This window comes from Campylobacter taeniopygiae, assembly GCF_005406225.1.
Lineage (GTDB): Bacteria > Campylobacterota > Campylobacteria > Campylobacterales > Campylobacteraceae > Campylobacter_D > Campylobacter_D taeniopygiae.
The window spans coordinates 38,467-54,602 of sequence record NZ_NXLY01000006.1 but is presented as its reverse complement, the minus strand read 5'-3'; the positions used below and the strand labels follow the sequence as shown (position 1 = coordinate 54,602).

At 30.9% G+C, this 16,136-nt stretch carries 16 protein-coding genes; 8 read left to right on the top strand and 8 right to left on the bottom strand.

The features are described from left to right. The first annotated feature begins 1 nt into the window (after position 1). Genes CQA75_RS04055 through CQA75_RS04040 form a run of 4 tightly spaced genes read left to right on the top strand, consistent with a single transcriptional unit; the run spans position 2 to position 4,213 of the window. Entirely contained in the window at positions 2–1,201 is a 1,200-nt protein-coding gene (locus tag CQA75_RS04055; protein ID WP_137623775.1) for a phosphoglycerate kinase, read from the top strand. Continuing rightward, the gene (locus CQA75_RS04050) at positions 1,202–1,873 is read left to right on the top strand and encodes a triose-phosphate isomerase (protein ID WP_137623774.1); all 672 of its coding nucleotides are present in this window, start codon (positions 1,202–1,204) and stop codon (positions 1,871–1,873) included. 3 nt (positions 1,874–1,876) lie between these two features. Next, positions 1,877–2,701: an enoyl-ACP reductase FabI gene (gene fabI / locus CQA75_RS04045; protein ID WP_137623773.1), complete on the top strand. Its 825-nt coding sequence runs from the start codon at positions 1,877–1,879 to the stop codon at positions 2,699–2,701. Positions 2,702–2,704: 3 nt separating this feature from the next. Beyond that, positions 2,705–4,213, top strand: coding sequence for a hydrogenase small subunit (locus tag CQA75_RS04040; RefSeq protein WP_137623772.1), 1,509 nt, complete (start codon positions 2,705–2,707; stop codon positions 4,211–4,213). A 32-nt stretch (positions 4,214–4,245) separates the two neighbouring features. On the opposite strand, the gene CQA75_RS04035 is transcribed toward CQA75_RS04040, so the two are convergent. The 5 genes from CQA75_RS04035 to CQA75_RS04015 are packed head-to-tail and all read right to left on the bottom strand — an operon-like array spanning position 4,246 to position 9,996. Then, entirely contained in the window at positions 4,246–5,577 is a 1,332-nt protein-coding gene (locus tag CQA75_RS04035) for an MmgE/PrpD family protein (RefSeq protein ID WP_137623771.1), read from the bottom strand. Between the two features lie 8 nt (positions 5,578–5,585). Further along, positions 5,586–6,953 carry an adenylosuccinate lyase gene (gene purB / locus CQA75_RS04030; protein ID WP_137623770.1) on the bottom strand — a complete coding sequence of 456 codons (1,368 nt, stop codon included), beginning with the start codon at positions 6,951–6,953 and terminating at the stop codon, positions 5,586–5,588. Beyond that, positions 6,950–8,122, bottom strand: a complete 1,173-nt coding sequence (gene metC / locus CQA75_RS04025; protein WP_137623769.1) for a cystathionine beta-lyase — start codon at positions 8,120–8,122, stop codon at positions 6,950–6,952. The genes purB and metC overlap by 4 nt, the downstream gene beginning before the upstream one ends. A 12-nt stretch (positions 8,123–8,134) precedes the next feature. Further along, entirely contained in the window at positions 8,135–9,631 is a 1,497-nt protein-coding gene (dcuC, locus tag CQA75_RS04020; RefSeq protein ID WP_137623768.1) for a C4-dicarboxylate transporter DcuC, read from the bottom strand. 2 nt (positions 9,632–9,633) lie between these two features. Then, positions 9,634–9,996 (bottom strand): RidA family protein, encoded by a 363-nt coding sequence (locus tag CQA75_RS04015; RefSeq protein WP_137623767.1) that lies wholly within the window; start codon positions 9,994–9,996, stop codon positions 9,634–9,636. Between the two features lie 121 nt (positions 9,997–10,117). On the opposite strand from CQA75_RS04015, the gene CQA75_RS04010 reads away from it, so the two are divergent. Continuing rightward, positions 10,118–10,786, top strand: a complete 669-nt coding sequence (locus CQA75_RS04010) for a helix-turn-helix transcriptional regulator (protein ID WP_137623766.1) — start codon at positions 10,118–10,120, stop codon at positions 10,784–10,786. On the opposite strand, the gene CQA75_RS04005 is transcribed toward CQA75_RS04010, so the two are convergent. Then, positions 10,787–11,257: a Cj1386 family hemin-binding protein gene (locus tag CQA75_RS04005; protein ID WP_137623765.1), complete on the bottom strand. Its 471-nt coding sequence runs from the start codon at positions 11,255–11,257 to the stop codon at positions 10,787–10,789. Between the two features lie 56 nt (positions 11,258–11,313). After that, positions 11,314–12,738, bottom strand: coding sequence for a catalase (locus CQA75_RS04000; RefSeq protein ID WP_137623764.1), 1,425 nt, complete (start codon positions 12,736–12,738; stop codon positions 11,314–11,316). A 179-nt stretch (positions 12,739–12,917) separates the two neighbouring features. Here CQA75_RS04000 and CQA75_RS03995 point away from each other — a divergent pair, with 179 nt between their 5' ends. The 3 genes from CQA75_RS03995 to CQA75_RS03985 are packed head-to-tail and all read left to right on the top strand — an operon-like array spanning position 12,918 to position 14,403. Beyond that, a complete protein-coding gene (locus CQA75_RS03995; RefSeq protein ID WP_137623763.1) occupies positions 12,918–13,235 on the top strand; it encodes a DUF2325 domain-containing protein in 318 nt (105 codons plus the stop codon). Continuing rightward, entirely contained in the window at positions 13,235–13,921 is a 687-nt protein-coding gene (locus CQA75_RS03990) for a hypothetical protein (RefSeq protein WP_137623762.1), read from the top strand. Before CQA75_RS03995 ends, CQA75_RS03990 begins: the two co-directional genes overlap by 1 nt. Then, a complete protein-coding gene (locus tag CQA75_RS03985; RefSeq protein ID WP_137623761.1) occupies positions 13,912–14,403 on the top strand; it encodes a flavodoxin in 492 nt (163 codons plus the stop codon). The genes CQA75_RS03990 and CQA75_RS03985 overlap by 10 nt, the downstream gene beginning before the upstream one ends. Before the next feature lie 28 nt (positions 14,404–14,431). Here the strand turns inward: CQA75_RS03985 and CQA75_RS03980 are convergent, their stop codons facing one another. Further along, on the bottom strand, positions 14,432–16,069 hold the full coding sequence (locus tag CQA75_RS03980; RefSeq protein ID WP_137623760.1) for a 4Fe-4S dicluster domain-containing protein: 1,638 nt from the start codon (positions 16,067–16,069) through the stop codon (positions 14,432–14,434). Positions 16,070–16,136: the final 67 nt, after the last annotated feature.

The following is a 16,136-nucleotide window of genomic DNA, read 5'->3' as shown; positions in this document are numbered from 1 at the left end:
AATGAATGGCATTATTTCTATTAAAGATCTTGACTTAGATCATAAAAAAGTTTTTATAAGATGTGATTTTAATGTTCCTCAAGATGATTTTTTAAATATTACAGATGATAGACGTATTCGTTCAGCTATTCCTACTATTAGATATTGTTTAGATCGTGGTTGTAGTATTATTTTAGCTTCACATTTAGGCCGCCCAAAAGAACTTAATTCTAAATATTCTTTAGATCCTATTGCTAAGCGATTATCAAGGCTTTTGGATAAAGAAATCATAATGGCTAAAGATGTTATCGGAGATGATGCAAAAAACAAAGTTTCTACCTTGAAAGCGGGTCAAATTTTAATGCTTGAAAATTTACGTTTTGAAAAAGGTGAAACTAAAAACGACAAAAATTTAGCCAAAGAGCTTGCTTCTATGGCACAAATTTATATCAATGATGCCTTTGGGGTTTGCCATAGAGCACATGCGAGTGTTGAAGCTATCACTGAATTTTTTGATGAAGATCATAAAGGAGCGGGATTTTTACTCCAAAAAGAAATTGACTTTGCGATCAATTTGATTAAACGTCCAGTACGTCCCTTTGTTGCAGTCGTAGGGGGTTCTAAAGTGAGTGGAAAATTACAAGCTTTGACAAATTTGCTTCCTAAGGTTGATAAGCTGATTATTGGCGGAGGTATGGCTTTTACTTTTTTAAAAGCTTTAGGATATGATGTGGGAAATTCGCTTTTAGAAGAAGAGCTTTTAGAAGAAGCGCATAAAATTTTAACTAAGGGCAAGAATTTAGGAGTGAAAATTTATTTACCTGTAGATGTTGTTGCCGCTCCTTCTTGTTCTCAAGAAGCGCCTATGAAATTTTCACCCGTTCAAGAAATTCCTAGCGGTTGGATGGGACTAGATATCGGACCTGCTAGCGTAAGGCTTTTTAAAGAAGCGATTTCTGATGCACAAACAATTTGGTGGAATGGCCCAATGGGTGTTTTTGAAATTGATAAATTTTCAAAAGGCAGTATAAAAATGAGTCATTACATCAGCGAGGGACACGCTACTTCTGTTGTAGGCGGAGGAGATACGGCTGATGTGGTTGCACGTGCTGGTGATGCGGATGAAATGACTTTTATTTCAACAGGTGGAGGTGCTTCTCTTGAGCTTATAGAGGGTAAAGAACTTCCAGGTATTAAGGTTTTAAGAGCAAAGGAGAATTAAATGATTTTTGCTGCAAATTTAAAGTGTAATCATACTAGGGCAAGTTTTAAAAATTATGCTGACGTCTTAAATAAGACCATGGGTGCAAAATGTGATGATATTATCGTTTTTCCACCTAGTATTGCTTTTTTGGAGTTTCAAACCAACTTTATACAAGGAGCACAAAATTTTTATCCTTGTGTTAATGGAGCTTTTACAGGCGAACTTGGAAAAGAGCATTTAGACGAATTCGGCATTAAATGTGTTTTAATCGGGCATTCTGAAAGACGAATTTTAGGAGATGAGGCTTTGATAAAAACTAAGTTTGACTTTGCAAAAGAGCATCGTTTTAAGATAGTTTTTTGCATAGGAGAGGATTTAACAACAAAAAATTCAGGTAAAACCTTGGAATTTTTAAAATCCCAGCTTGATATAATTGATTTAAAATATGAAAATTTAATCATCGCTTATGAGCCTATTTATTCTATCGGAACAGGAGTAAGTGCAGATATTAAAGATATTAGCAGTGTTCTTGAGTATTTAGCCACTTTAACTCAAGCACCTTTGCTTTATGGTGGAAGCGTGAATGAAAGCAATATAAAAGAAATTTTAAGTATTAAAGAATGCGGAGGAGTTTTGATAGGCTCTGCTGCTTTAAAGGTTGAGAATTTTATAAAACTAATCAAAGGATAAAAGATGATAATGAAAGGTAAAAAAGGTCTGATTGTAGGAGTTGCTAACAATAAATCAATTGCTTATGGTATAGCAAAAGCTTGTCGCGAACAAGGTGCAGATTTAGCTTTTACTTTTTTAAACGATGCCTTGAAAAAACGCGTAGAGCCTATTGCTGAAGAACTTGGTTCTCATTTTGTTTATGAACTTGATGTTAATAATGAAGAACATTTATCTAGTATCGGAGATAAAATTAAAAAAGATTTGGGAAATATTGATTTTCTTGTGCATGCAGTTGCTTACGCTCCTAAAGAAGCTTTGGAAAATGATTTTTTACAAACTTCAAAAGAAGCTTTTGATATAGCAATGGGAACTTCTGTATATTCTTTACTTTCTTTAACCCGTGCGGTTTTACCCGTTTTGAATGAGAATTCTTCTATTTTGACTTTAAGTTATCTTGGCGGGGTAAAATATGTACCGCATTATAATGTTATGGGTGTAGCAAAAGCAGCACTTGAAAGTTCTGTGCGTTACTTAGCAAGAGATTTAGGTCTTAAAGGAATTCGTGTAAATGCTATTTCAGCAGGTCCTATAAAAACTTTAGCCGCTAGTGGAATAGGGGATTTTAGAATGATATTAAAATATAATGAAGTCAATGCACCACTAAAACGCAATGTTAGTATAGAAGATGTTGGAAATTCAGCGATGTATTTACTCAGCGATTTATCTCGTGGGGTTAGTGGAGAAATTCATTATGTAGATGCAGGATATAATATTATGGGAATGGGTGATGTTGAAAAAGATGAACAGGGTAATACTGTTCTTTGCTGGGATAATATAAAAGGATAAAACATGGCAAAGCTTAGCAATGAAGAATTAAAAATAATACTTCAAAATCGTATAGTTGAAATTGAAAATTCAGGTTTAAAAGATGAGAAGATTATCAATGAAGAAAGTGTAAAAACTATTGTTAAGCATTTATCTTTAGGAAATGAAATTCCATCTTTGGCTAAACAATTTTTTGAAATCGCTCCAAAAATGAAAGTAGTTTGGCTTCATCTTTGTGAGTGCACCGGTTGCAGTGAGAGTTTATTGCGTTCTGAATTACCGAGTTTTGATGAATTTATATTTGATTTTTTTTCTTTAGAATATCACGAAACTTTGATGGCTGCAAATGGAACAAAAGCCGAAGAACTTATAGAAGATATTTTAGATCAAGATTTTCTTTTGGCTGTTGAAGGTGGAGTTGCTGCGATTGATACCTTTTTCTTAACTATAGGTGCTAACGCTGAAAGTGGTTATGAAATTTTACAAAAATTAGCTAAAAAAGCTAAGGCTATTTATGCAATTGGAACTTGTTCTTCTTATGGAGGGATTCAAGCCGCATATCCAAATCCTAGTAAGACTTGTGGAATTTCTGAAGTCTTAACTCAAAAAGTGGTTAATATCCCAGGATGTCCTCCAAGCGATGTAAATATTGTTGCAAATTTGGCATTTTTTGCACTTTTTGGAATTCTTCCGGAATTAGATGAGCAAAATCGTCCTGTATGGGCATATGGTAAATGTTTGCATGATATGTGTGAAAGAAAAGCTAAATTTGAAAGCGGAATTTTTGCAGAACATTTTGATGATGAAGCAGCTAAAAATGGAGCCTGTCTTTTTAAAATAGGTTGCAAGGGTCCTTATACTTACAATAATTGTCCAAAAGTGAAATTTAATTCTAAAACCTCTTGGCCAGTTGCCTCTGGGCATGGTTGTATCGCATGTAGTGAAAAGAATTTTTGGGATGAATTCGGCAATTATGAAAAACCTATGGCAAACATTTTTTCTTATGCAAAATTGCAAAATAAAGATTTCTCAACTCAATTTATTTTAGAAGAGCAAATCAAGACTTTATCGAGTATAGATTTTGAATTTGAAACCAATATAAAGCTAATTTTGCAAAATATAGCTAAAAATAAATTAGGAGCTTTATTGGTTGAAAATTATAAAAAAAGTTTTGAAGCAAACTATGCCTTTATAGAGAAAAATTTTGACGAAAGCTCAAATATTTCAAGTGATTTTTGGAAATACCTTGAAATTAATTTTATTTTAGCTAAGGGAGAGTTTTTAAAAAATAAAGAAGATTTTTTAAATGCAGCGCAAAATTATACTTTTAAACACGCTAGTCCTTATGATTTTAAATTAAATTTAAGTGGTGAAAAACCTAAGCTTGATGTAAGTAAATCTTTTCGTATGCCTTTAATTTATCTTTGCGGTGGGCTTGATTTTGAAGGCATTGCTTTTAGTGTTTTAAAAGCTTTTGAACAGAGCGTTAAGGATGTGCTAGAATTTAACAATCCAAAAATTGTTAATCTATAAGTGGCTTTTGTTTTTTAAACAAAAGCCTTTAACTAGAGTGTAAAATCTTTTTGATTTTCTAAATTCATAATTTGTTTTAGCACATTATGAGCTTTTTCTTCTGTAAGGCTCATTTTGGCATTGTTTAAAAATTTTTCTTTTAATTCTTCAAAGCTTAAAGGGTTATCAAAATTTCCTCTATTAATAAAAACATCTTTTTGAATGACTTGTCCATTTTGCAAAGTTACTTTTATATGTCCTGGAAAATATTTTGGAAATCCTGTAGATTGTTTTTTCTCATAAGTGATTTTTTGTGCAAAATTTATAAGTTCTTTACGCGTTAAATTTTCATAAGAATTTAATGTAATTTTACCATCAAAAAAACCTAAAGCCATTAAAAAAGGTAAGGAAAATTTAGCTTCATAGGCAGTTTTTGGTTGATATTTTTTTTCAATTGGATCACAAACAAAAGAAATAGGAACCTCATCAACAAAACAATGGATATTTTTTATTTCATCGGCTTTTAAACCATCATTTTTTAAAGAAATAGCACACTCAATAAAACCATGCGTAAAATGGCAGCTTGGATAAGGTTTGATAGAAACTTGCATGATCTGCCAAAGTTGACCTAAAGCTTTATCAAGTTCTGTTTTATCTGAGTTTTCTTCTATGCCAAAGCATTTAAAAATATTATCTCTTCCTTCAAAAATACTCAAAGGCCCACTCATATTATTTTTAGCTAAATTTGCAACCAAAATACCATTTTTTACAACATTTGCTAAATGTAAAACTTTAGAATTAGATCCATTGGATAAAAATTCATTCACTCCACTTGCAAAACTTCCAGCAAGACCCAAGGCATTGATAATTTGCTCCTTGTTTAAATTTAGCAAAACCGCACTTGCACTTACACTTCCAAAAATTCCAGCAATAGCACTTGTATGAAAACCACGTTTATGAAAACTTCCTTTACTTGCGATACCCACTCTAGCGGCTATTTCCCAACCAATAATAAAAGCTTTTAAAATTTGTTTTGCGTCTTTGCAAACACTAAAACCATAGCTTAAGCAAAGTGGAGTTAAAAAAGCACTAGCATGTAAAATCGCTTCTGTGTGAGTATCATCAAAATCAAGAGCATGGGAAGCGATTGAATTAAGCATGGCTGCATTAATGGCATCTATTTTTTGCTCTTGTCCCCAAACGGTCGTATTTCCTTCGGTTTTTAAAGCATTTAAAGCATTTAAAACACATTCTTCTTTGTGGGCAGCTAAGGCTGTCCCAAAGCTATCAAGCATGAGTTCTTTAGCTCTGCAAATTACATTTTGAGGTATATCATCAAAATGTAATTTCATAATAAATTCAGCTAATTTTTCACTATAAAACATTTGCTTTCCTATTTCAAAATAGCACTATTTTTGATTTTTGCTAAAAATTCATCCACAAGTTTTGGTGCATAACCTACGTAAGTAGTTGCGTCAAGCAAAGCATCAATTTCTTTTTCTTTTAAAACCTTAGAAACTCTTTTATCGGCTAGTAAAACTTCTTTGAAGGTTTTTTGTTTTTCGATACCTAACATAGCGTTTTCATAAACGATTTCATGGGCATGTTGTTTGCCATAGTGATCACTTAGAGCAAACATAACACGTTCTGCTAAAACAAAACCATGAAGAGTATTTAAATTTTTAAGCATTTTATCTTTCTTAACTTCTAAATCACTTAAAGCAAATTTCATATTAGCTAAAACTACAGAAAGCATTAAAAACATTTCAGGCAAAAGCTTCCATTCCATTTTCCAAACCTGCCCATCTCTTTCGTGTTCGTGTCTTTCTATATCGCTAAGTATGGCTAAATTTGCTTTTAAAGCATTGCTTACCGTAACAGCATTTTCGCTGACTGCAGGATTTCTTTTATGAGGCATAGTACTAGATCCTACTTGACCTTTTCCAAAAGGTTCTGCTACTTCATCAATTTCATTGTGTGAAAGTATAAGAAGTTGATGAGCGATTTTATTGAAAGTTGCATTGATGTTACCTAAAACATATCCTAATTCTATAAAACGATCGCGTGCAGGTTGCCAAGAAATATTTGGCACACAAAGACCTAAATTTTCTAAAGTTAGTTTTTCAACTTCATTAGCCTTTTCGCTTAAGCTTGCTTTAGTTCCAACAGCCCCTACGATACTTCCAACATAAAGTCTTTTTTCAAGTTCTAATATTCTTTCAAAATGACGATCAAGTTCGCTAAGCCAAATAGAAACCTTGTGTCCAAAGGTTATTGGTAAGGCTTGCAAAGCCAAAGTTCTTCCCATCATCGCAGTATTTTTGTGAGTTTTAGCAAGTTTTACTAAGGCTTTTGCAATAGCTTTTAATTCTTGCTTAATAATTTGCATGGCTTCTTTAAATTGCAATACAATGCCTGTATCAATGATGTCTTGGGTGGTAACTCCAAAATGAACAAATTCGCCCAAATCATCTTTACAAGCTTTTTCTAAACCTCTTACTGTAGGGACTAGGGGATGCTTTGTTTTTTTAAATTCTGCAAAAATAAATTCCATGTCCATAAATTTATAATATGCTTTTTTAGCAATTTCATCGGCTGCTTTTTTAGGGATGATTCCAAGTTTTGCTTGAGCTTTTGCTAAAGCTGCTTCAACATCAAGCCATTTTTGAATGCGATTTTCTTCGCAAAAAACAGCACGCATTTCTTGAGTACTCCAAGAGTCTGCTAATAATTTATGATCAAATACACTTATTCCAGTCATTTTTTCTCCTTTTTAATTTTTTCAAAAGCTTGTTCTAAATCAGCTATAAGATCTTTAGCATCTTCTAATCCTATGTGAAATCTCACAAATGGACCTCTCTTACTCCAATCACTTGCGGTTCTAGGAGGGGTTGTTACCGTAGCTAAGCTTTCATATCCACCCCAACTTGCTCCTATAGAAAAATATTTTAAATAATCCACAAAAGCAATGGCATCATTTTGATTATATCCATCATTGAATTCTATAGTGATCATTCCATTGCTTCCTTTATGATCGCGCATAAAAATTTCATGATTTGGGTGAGATTTAAGTTTTGGATAAAAAATAGTTTTAATTTCTTTTCTAGTTTTTAGAAATTCAACTATTTCATCAGCACTTTTTTCATGGGCTTTCATTCTCACATCTAAAGTTCTCATGCCTCTAAGTACTAGATACACATCATCAGGACTTGTAGTAAAACCAAAAGCTTCTGGGAGCTCGTTGAAATTTTTCCATTCTTTTTGATTGCAAACTACTATACCCATGGTAACATCTGAATGTCCGCTTAGATATTTTGTTGCTGCGATAACAGAAATATCAACTCCAAGTTCTAAAGGATTTAAAAAATATCCACTAGAATAAGTATTATCAATGGCAACAGGGATATTATGAGAATGTGCGATTTTACAAAGCTTTGGCAAATCAATGATTTCATAAAGTATAGATCCTGGACTTTCACATAAAATAAGTTTAGTATTGGTTTTAATCTTTTCTTCCACATCACTTGCATCAGCCTTTAAAAAATCAACCTCAACTCCCATTTTTTCTAAAAATTTGCCACAAATGGTTCTAACCGGTCCATAAATTGCATCCGTAATTAAAAAATGTGCGTTTTTACTTGCATAATTTAAAAGTACCATAGCCAAGGCTGCAAGTCCAGTAGGAAAAAGCTGAGCTCTATAACCACCTTCTAATTCGCAAATGAGTTTTTCAAGTTCAAAATTAGTAGCTGTACCTCTTGCTCCATAGCTTAAAACTCTTTCAGTTTTTCTTAATTCTCTATATTTTTGCCAAGTTGCATGATCTTTAAAAAGTATAGTCGATGCACGCATTAAAGTTGGATTTACTGATCTTACTTCAGCATTTTGATCGCCTCTTCCTTGATGGATTAACTTAGTTTTTGGTTTCATTTTTTCTCCTTTTTAAAGATAAATATAAGTCATTATGATATTTACAATACTTGCTACTAGCATAGGAATAGCTGTTCTTTTTATCACTGCAAAGGGACTAACTTTTGTCATGGCAGATATAGCTAAAATTGCAGGAGCAATAGGGCTGACACATCTTCCAAAACCTGTCATGATTTGAATAGGCGCTATCATGGAAATGGTTTCAACTCCAAAATGCTTTGCTATATTTGGGATAAGTGAAGCAAAACTGAAAAATGCCGCATTTCCAGACCCCATTAAAAAAGCACAAAAAGCGAGAAGTATAGAAATAACAACAATAATAGCTAGTGCTCCAAAACCTGCATTTTTTAAAATTTCTATCAAAGTATCTACAAAACCAACCGATAAAAGTCCGCTAGCGAATACTTGACCGCAAACAATAAGCGAAACTGTAATCACAAACAAATGTCCCATGCCTTTAAAGAAAATCATTATTGAATTTAAAGTTTCAATAACGCTTTTATAGCGTATCATCTCAAAAACAATAGCTATAAAAGTTGAAATCATCATAGCAACAGAAACATTGATTTTAATGCTTGATTGATAATGAATTTGTAATAAAGCCAAAATACTATCAAGTACAGAGCTAAAACCTAGGATTAAAATTAAAGGTACGATAGGTAAAAGAGCATATATTCTAGGTGGTTTTTTGACTTCTTTTGCTTTATTTTCGTTAAGTTCTTCTTCAACTTTTTTAGGATCGAAAACAAAATGTTCTTTTTTATCAAAAAAATAATTGCAAAGATAAATAGAAATTCCTACAGCTATAATGATGGGTAAAGTTGTGGGAAGCTGATAATGAACGAAATAGAATGCAGGATCGATCTTAGCTACATTTGAAGCCATGATGACATTGCTACTTCCAGGCCCATGATCGATATATTGACAAATTGCAATGACGCTTAAAGCAGAAAGTTTGGAAACTCCCGTTCTAACCAATATCGGATACATAGTTACCATTAACAAAAGCGCTAAACCAGCATGAGAAGGTATAAAAAGAACCAAAAATTGAGAAATAAAATATGCAAGTATAAGCAAAATATAGGGTGATTTTACCATTTTTAATGGTTTTTCAAAAACTTTAAAAAGAGCATAAGAAGCACCAACATGATCCATGTAAGCAGAAAAACCTGCTATACACATCAAAGTAAGCCCAAGACCTGCTAAAGTGCTTGATAAAGTTTGATTAAAAACTTCAAAAATATTAAAAAAACCTAAATTTAAAGATCCTTTTTCAAGGATAGGGTGCCCTAATTTATAAAAATCTATACTTTTTAAATAAGTATAAATGTGAGGATAACTTATTTGAATATTTGATTCTGGAAATATACGGATTAAAAACGAAGTAATTGTTGTTATGCCAAGTAAAAAAAATCCACTTAAAAGCAATGCCATATGGGCATTGACTTTTTTATAAAGCATGAAAATAAGTAAAAAAATACTTAAAAGTGAAAAACCAAGACCTAGCATATTTATCCTTTTAAAGCGATAACTTCTATCTCCACTTTTGCTCCTTTTGGTAAATCTTTAACTGCAAACGCACTTCTTGCAGGATAGGGAGCTTGAAAAAATTCAGAATAAACCTCATTAAAAGCAGTAAAATCTGAGATGTTAGCTAAAAAGCAAGTTGTTTTTAATACTTTATCGTAAGAAATTCCATTTTCTTCTAAAATGGCTCCAATATTTTTTAACGATTGTTTGGTTTGTTCTTTTATATCTTCACTTTCTATTTCTCCAGAATTAGGATTTATAGGAAGTTGTCCTGAAATAAATAACAACCCATTAGCCTCTCTATAAGCTGAATAAGGTCCAATAGCTTTTGGATAATTTGACATTTTTTTCTCCTTGAGTATTAAATTATTATTGTTATAATAGAATATTATCATTTTAAGAATAATTTGTCAATATTTTATTATTATGATAATAAAATATTATTTATTTTTTAAAGGAAAGCTTATGGATGAAAAACAGAAGGAACAATTTATCAAATTAACAAAATTTTTAGGGCAAGTTTTAGGCAAACAATACGAAGTTGTTTTTCATGTCATAGATAAAAAAGGTGCTTATATCGCTGCTATTGAAAATAATCATATTAGCGGTAGAACCCTAGAATCTCCTTTGAGTGCTTTTGCAAGCGAACTTATACAAAAAAAAGCTTATTTAAACAAAGATTTTTTACATGATTATAAGGCTTTAATTGGAAAAAATAAACTCGTAAGAGGTTCGACTTTTTTTATAAAAAACGCTGATAAACTCGTGGGAATTTTATGTATAAATCATGATACAAGCGTTATAAGAGAGGTAATTTGCAAAATCATAGATATAGAAAAATTAGACGATATGGACGAATTTCTAAACCAAGATGAAAGCAGTAATTTAGAAATTAATGGTTTGGCCAATGTAGAAACGTTGAGTCGATCTATAGAAGAAATTTTAGCTCAAAATATTGATATGAGTTATTTAAATTCAAATTATCAACTTAGCATTACTCAAAAAGAAGAAATCGCAAAAACCCTTTATGAAAAGGGTATTTTTAATATCAAAGGTGCTGTATCTATCGTTGCAAAATTTTTAAAAATTTCAGAACCTAGCGTTTATAGGTATTTAAAAAAGTTTAAAAAATAATCATTTTCTTTTTATGAAATTCAATACAGCAAAAGAAATTTTCTTTAAGAAACTTTTTTTAGAATTTTTTAACAAAAAGGCTGAAATTTCTTTGCGTCCAAACATTAAAGCAAAGGTGTAAGGAGTCATACCCAATCCATTATTTTCATCAATATTTGCACCATGTTCTACCAAAAGCTTACACATAGGTAAATATCCTTTAAAACAAACTCCAGCAAGCGGGGTTTGTCCGCGATCATTTTTTTCATCAACCTTTGCACCTTTTTCTAAAAGCATTTTTGCGCTTTCATAAGAGTTATTATAAGCGGCTAACATAAGTAAGGTATCGCCTTTATGAGTTTTTAGATTGACATTTAATCCTGCTTCTATCATTATTTTAAGATTTTTATGGTCATTATTTCTAGCAAAATTAAAAGCCATATTGCATAATTGCTCAAATCTTTTTTCTTCTTCTATACTAAGAGTTGTCATCTTTTTTCCTTAAAATTAATAATCTTTATTTTACCGCCTAAGGCGGTAAGTAAAAATTATTTTTTTAAAGCTTTTTTAACCCCATTGGCATAATCAGGTGAAATTTTTTCAAAATGCTTTAAAGCTCTATCTATAATTTTTTCATTAACATCTTCCATGGAATTAGCAATATTTTCAAAAAGTTGTTCTTTTTGGTTTTCATTCATAAGATTAAATAAAGCTCTTGGTTGGGTGTAAAAATCTTCATCAAGCGGGGCATGTCTTTGTGCTGATCCTTCTAAAAATAAATCAGGCTCGAGATAACTTCTATCTTCTTTTGGACTATCATCATAACTGTTTGGCTCATAATAAGCTTCTTTATTTTTATAGCTATCGCTATTCATTGCTCCAGCTACATTGTAAGTGTTTGTTTCATTTCTTGGGCGATTAACGGGCAAAAGATGATAATTTGTACCTATTCTATATCTTTGCGCATCAGGATAACTAAATATTCTAGCTTGGAGCATTTTATCAGGACTAAAACCTATTCCAGGAACTATATTGCTAGGACTAAAAGCAGCTTGTTCGACTTCATTGAAATAATTTTGTGGATTTTTATTTAAAATCAATTCTCCAACATCCATTAAAGGAACAACACTATGTGGCCAAATTTTTGTTAAATCAAAAGGATTGAATCCAAGTTTATCTGTATCTTTTTCAGCTAAAATTTGAAGTTGGACTTTCCATTTTGGAAAATCGCCTTTTTCAATAGCATTGTAAAGATCTCTTTGATGACTTTCTCTATCTTTGGCGATCAATTCTTGCGCTTCTTTATTGCTAAGATTTTTGATTCCTTGTAAGGTTTTAAAATGGAATTTAACCCAAAATCTTTCATTTTTATCGTTGATAAAGCTATAAGTATGACTTCCAAAACCATGCATATGACGATAAGTTGCAGGAATTCCTCTATCACTCATAAGTATAGTAACTTGATGTAAGCTTTCAGGGCATAGAGTCCAAAAATCCCAAGCAGCATTGTTGCTTCTTAAATTACTGCGAGGATTTCTTTTTTGAGTGTGAATAAAATCAGGAAATTTATACGCATCGCGGATAAAAAAAGTTGGAGTATTGTTACCCACTAGATCCCAATTACCTTCTTTGGTATAAAATTTAACAGCAAAGCCACGAACATCGCGTTCAGCATCAGCAGCACCTAATTCTCCCGCAACTGTTGAGAAACGTAAAAAGAGCGGAGTAACTTCGCCTTTTTGAAAGACTTTAGCCTTGGTATAAGCGGATAAATCAGCAGTGATTTTCATTTCCCCATAAGCTGCACTACCTTTAGCATGTACTGTGCGTTCAGGAATTCTTTCTCTATTTTGATGCGCAAGTTTTTCAAGCAATAAATAATCTTGCAAAAGTAAAGGTCCCTTTGCACCAGCACTTAAAGAATTTTGATTATCAGCGATAATATTTCCAAAATCATTTGTCATTCTTTTCATTTTTAATTTCTCCTAAATAATAATTTTTATTAATTGATAAATTGTATTCTAATAAAAATTAAAATTAACTTAATTAATTGACAAATTTTGAAATAAAATTTATTTTGATAATAAATTTCAAAATAAATTTAGTTAAGTCATATTATAATAATAATTATCAAAATATATAAGGAGGATATATGTCGGTTTTAGTTATCGGTGCGGATGAAATTACTCCTATAAAGGCTGTTTTGCATGATTTGGGTGCTAAGAAAATTGAACATTGGGACGCGCGCAATGAAAATAGAGTTAATCGCAAACCTATTCCTTGTGATACAGAGTGTATAGTTATGCTGACAAGTTTTTTAAATCACAATACCATGAGAAAAATTAAAAACGAGGCTAAAAAAAGAAAAATTCCATTAGTTTGTGCTAAAAGAAGTGTCAATTGTGTGTATTGCGAGTATTGTAAAATTTTTAATTTAAATAAAGAAATGTGCGATTTTAAAGGATTTTAATGTTGTTTGGTTTTGAAAAAAATAGAGAAATAATTCCTGAAATCTATCGTTCTTTAGATAAAAAAGATCTTATAATGACTTTTTTAATTCAATATAATTCTTGCGTAGAAGATGAGATGAAAATTCCTCTTATTTATGGAAAACAAGCCAAAAGTATTCAAGAAGCTTTTGATAATTTTATAAAAGATATTTCCAAAGCAAAATTTGGAAAAATTAAAACTATTTTTAAATGGAATGAATTTCAAGAAAGAAGATTGATTTTTCAAACAAGAAATTTAAAAAAATACAATTTAAATCAAATTCTAAAATTTTATCGCAATGGATTATATTTTGATGCGCAAAGTTTATTTAGTGATTATGTGTATGATAAAATTTCTAGGCAAAATCCAGATGAGATGATTGATCAGCAGGGAAATATTATTGTGGTAAATAAAAAATTTGCTATTTGGGCGCTTTGTAAGAAAATTGATATCTATAATTTAGAAATTGAAAATGAAATTCAAAAAATATCAACTTTTGTTGAAAAAAATAATTTTGAAAAATTATACATTGTTTGCCCTCGCAATGAAAATTTTAAACATTTTATTGAAATAAAACATTTTTTGTATGATTTAAACAAAACTATGGTAAAATTAGTTCCGTATAAAATATCAAATCAACTTATAAGGAGAAATAAATGTCAGTAGCAGTAGTTTATGGAAGTGCTATGGGTAACACCGAAGGTGCAGCGAATATGATCGCTTCAAAATTGGGAATCAGTGATGTATTAAATATTGCAGATATTGATGCAGCTAAAATCAATTCTTATGATAAACTAATCTGTGGAACATCAACTTGGGGAAGTGGAGATTTGCAAGATGATTGGGATGGTTTTGATTTTTCAGGACTTAGCCTTAGCGGTAAAACAGTAGCTGTTTTTGGTATGGGTGATAGCGAAAGTTATTCTGATACTTTTTGTGGCGGTATGGGAAAATTAGCTGAAAATTTAAAAAATGCAGGTGCTAATTTAGTTGGAGAGGTTTCAACTGATGGCTATAGTTTTGAGGCAAGTGATGCTGTTGTAAATGATAAATTTGTAGGTCTTGCTTTAGATAATGACAATCAAGAAGATCAAACAGAAGCAAGAATCGATGCTTGGATAGAGCAAATTAGATCTTATTTTGCATAATAATTAAATATCGACTTTTAGTCGATATTTATAAATTACTCATACTTTTTATCATTATTTTTGCCTTGCATTCTGCACAGCAATAAAGTGTTTTAATTTTATTTTGATCTTCTTTAAATTTAGGTTTCATAAGTTCTGCTATTTTTTGCACAGCTTTTTTAGTAGCAAATTCTTTTCCGCATTCTATACATGCAAAAAGTTCATCTTTTGCCATCGTTTGATATTCAAAAAACCTAGGATTAAATTCCATTCCACTTCTTGTTAGCTTTAAGGTATCTTTTTCAGCACAACTCATTTCACAATACCCACAAGTAGTGCAAAGCGAAGCATTAAATTTTAAAGCATTTTCTTTATGATCTGCGATTAAAGCCCCTACGTTACAAGCTCCAACGCAAGAAAGACAAAGGGTGCAAGTTTGAGTACTTATTTCTATTTTACCATATCTTATCCAATCTCCGCTTTTTAAAGAACCAAAATCATCATTTTGTATAAGTTTTTGCATTCTTTTAGAAAAATTTTCTCTTGTGCTAAGAGTATTATTATGAAATTCAAAATATAAATCTTCTAAAAATTCTTGTTGTTTTAAATGAGTATTTAATTCTTCATTAGCAATAAAAATAGCTTTTTTATTAAATTTTCTCTCAAAAAAAGTATTTAAAAGTTCTATAGCTTCATGATTTCCTTGAGATAGTGTTTGAGTGAAAAAGACTATATTAGCACCGCTACTTTGTAAAAGAGCTAAAAAATGCATAGGAGTAAGCCATCCATCTTTTATGATTAGCGGTAAGGTATTTTTTGGAAGTTCTAAATTTAAATTTTCTAGAGGAATTTTTTCTGAAATGAGTAAAATTTTATTTTTTTTAAAAAAGTTGCAAATTTCAAAAAAGCTGTTTCTAGGTAAATTAGTACTATCAAGCGATCCGCTAGGGCAAATGCTAATACAAGAACCACACTCCAAACAATCTATTTGTGAAAAAATTAGATTTTTATTTTCATCGTCTTTTAAAATAGCTGTTGTGGGACAAATTTCAACACATTTAGCACAGTGCTCACTACGCCTTGAATGATATTGGCATATATTTAAATCATAGGAAAAATAATTTTTGTAAGTGTAATTTGGGATAATGCTATTTAAAAATTCAAGCAGAGCTTCTTTATTTTTGAAATTTTGCATATCATAGCAGCCACTTTGCCTTGAAAAATCTTTTCTTAAGCATTGGTGATTGAAAATTAAAATATCAAAATCAATTTCTATTTCATCGGATATTATCGCACATAATTCTCCTATAGTCCCAAAAATACCTTTGACTTCTTCATTTTTTAAAGCAATGACTTTAAAATCATTTTTTTTCAAAAAATCAACAAGTTCTTCTTCTAGATCGATAAGAATAATGCGTTTTTGAATGGGTTTATTTTCTTCAAAATCAAGTCCAAAATCATAAATATGATTTCTAATTTGATAGAGTTTTAAAATATTTTTAGCCTTTTCTAAAGCATCATCTTGAGAATTTCTAAGGTAAAAATTAATTTCTGGAGCGTAGATGCTAGATTTTTGTTTTTTATCATTAGAGATTAAAACTTCTATATCTTTATTTGTTTCCCAAATTTCAATTTCATCAGGCAAAGGGATTAAATCTTTGTTTTTTATGAAAACAAATTCTTTCATTAAAGTTTTTCCTCTAAAAAATATTTTTTTAAATTTTATGTTAAAATAACCAAATATTTTCTTAAGG

Excerpts from the sequence above, each read along its gene's own strand:
- CQA75_RS04005 (WP_137623765.1), bottom strand. The coding sequence starts at position 11,257 with ATGACAACTCTTAGTATAGAAGAAGAAAAAAGATTTGAGCAATTATGC.
- CQA75_RS04050 (WP_137623774.1), top strand. The coding sequence starts at position 1,202 with ATGATTTTTGCTGCAAATTTAAAGTGTAATCATACTAGGGCAAGTTTT.
- CQA75_RS04010 (WP_137623766.1), top strand. The coding sequence starts at position 10,118 with ATGGATGAAAAACAGAAGGAACAATTTATCAAATTAACAAAATTTTTA.
- CQA75_RS03995 (WP_137623763.1), top strand. The coding sequence starts at position 12,918 with ATGTCGGTTTTAGTTATCGGTGCGGATGAAATTACTCCTATAAAGGCT.
- purB (WP_137623770.1), bottom strand. The coding sequence starts at position 6,953 with ATGACTGGAATAAGTGTATTTGATCATAAATTATTAGCAGACTCTTGG.
- CQA75_RS04055 (WP_137623775.1), top strand. The coding sequence starts at position 2 with ATGAATGGCATTATTTCTATTAAAGATCTTGACTTAGATCATAAAAAA.
- CQA75_RS04035 (WP_137623771.1), bottom strand. The coding sequence starts at position 5,577 with ATGTTTTATAGTGAAAAATTAGCTGAATTTATTATGAAATTACATTTT.
- CQA75_RS03980 (WP_137623760.1), bottom strand. The coding sequence starts at position 16,069 with ATGAAAGAATTTGTTTTCATAAAAAACAAAGATTTAATCCCTTTGCCT.
- CQA75_RS04040 (WP_137623772.1), top strand. The coding sequence starts at position 2,705 with ATGGCAAAGCTTAGCAATGAAGAATTAAAAATAATACTTCAAAATCGT.
- CQA75_RS03990 (WP_137623762.1), top strand. The coding sequence starts at position 13,235 with ATGTTGTTTGGTTTTGAAAAAAATAGAGAAATAATTCCTGAAATCTAT.
- dcuC (WP_137623768.1), bottom strand. The coding sequence starts at position 9,631 with ATGCTAGGTCTTGGTTTTTCACTTTTAAGTATTTTTTTACTTATTTTC.
- metC (WP_137623769.1), bottom strand. The coding sequence starts at position 8,122 with ATGAAACCAAAAACTAAGTTAATCCATCAAGGAAGAGGCGATCAAAAT.
- CQA75_RS03985 (WP_137623761.1), top strand. The coding sequence starts at position 13,912 with ATGTCAGTAGCAGTAGTTTATGGAAGTGCTATGGGTAACACCGAAGGT.
- CQA75_RS04000 (WP_137623764.1), bottom strand. The coding sequence starts at position 12,738 with ATGAAAAGAATGACAAATGATTTTGGAAATATTATCGCTGATAATCAA.
- fabI (WP_137623773.1), top strand. The coding sequence starts at position 1,877 with ATGATAATGAAAGGTAAAAAAGGTCTGATTGTAGGAGTTGCTAACAAT.
- CQA75_RS04015 (WP_137623767.1), bottom strand. The coding sequence starts at position 9,996 with ATGTCAAATTATCCAAAAGCTATTGGACCTTATTCAGCTTATAGAGAG.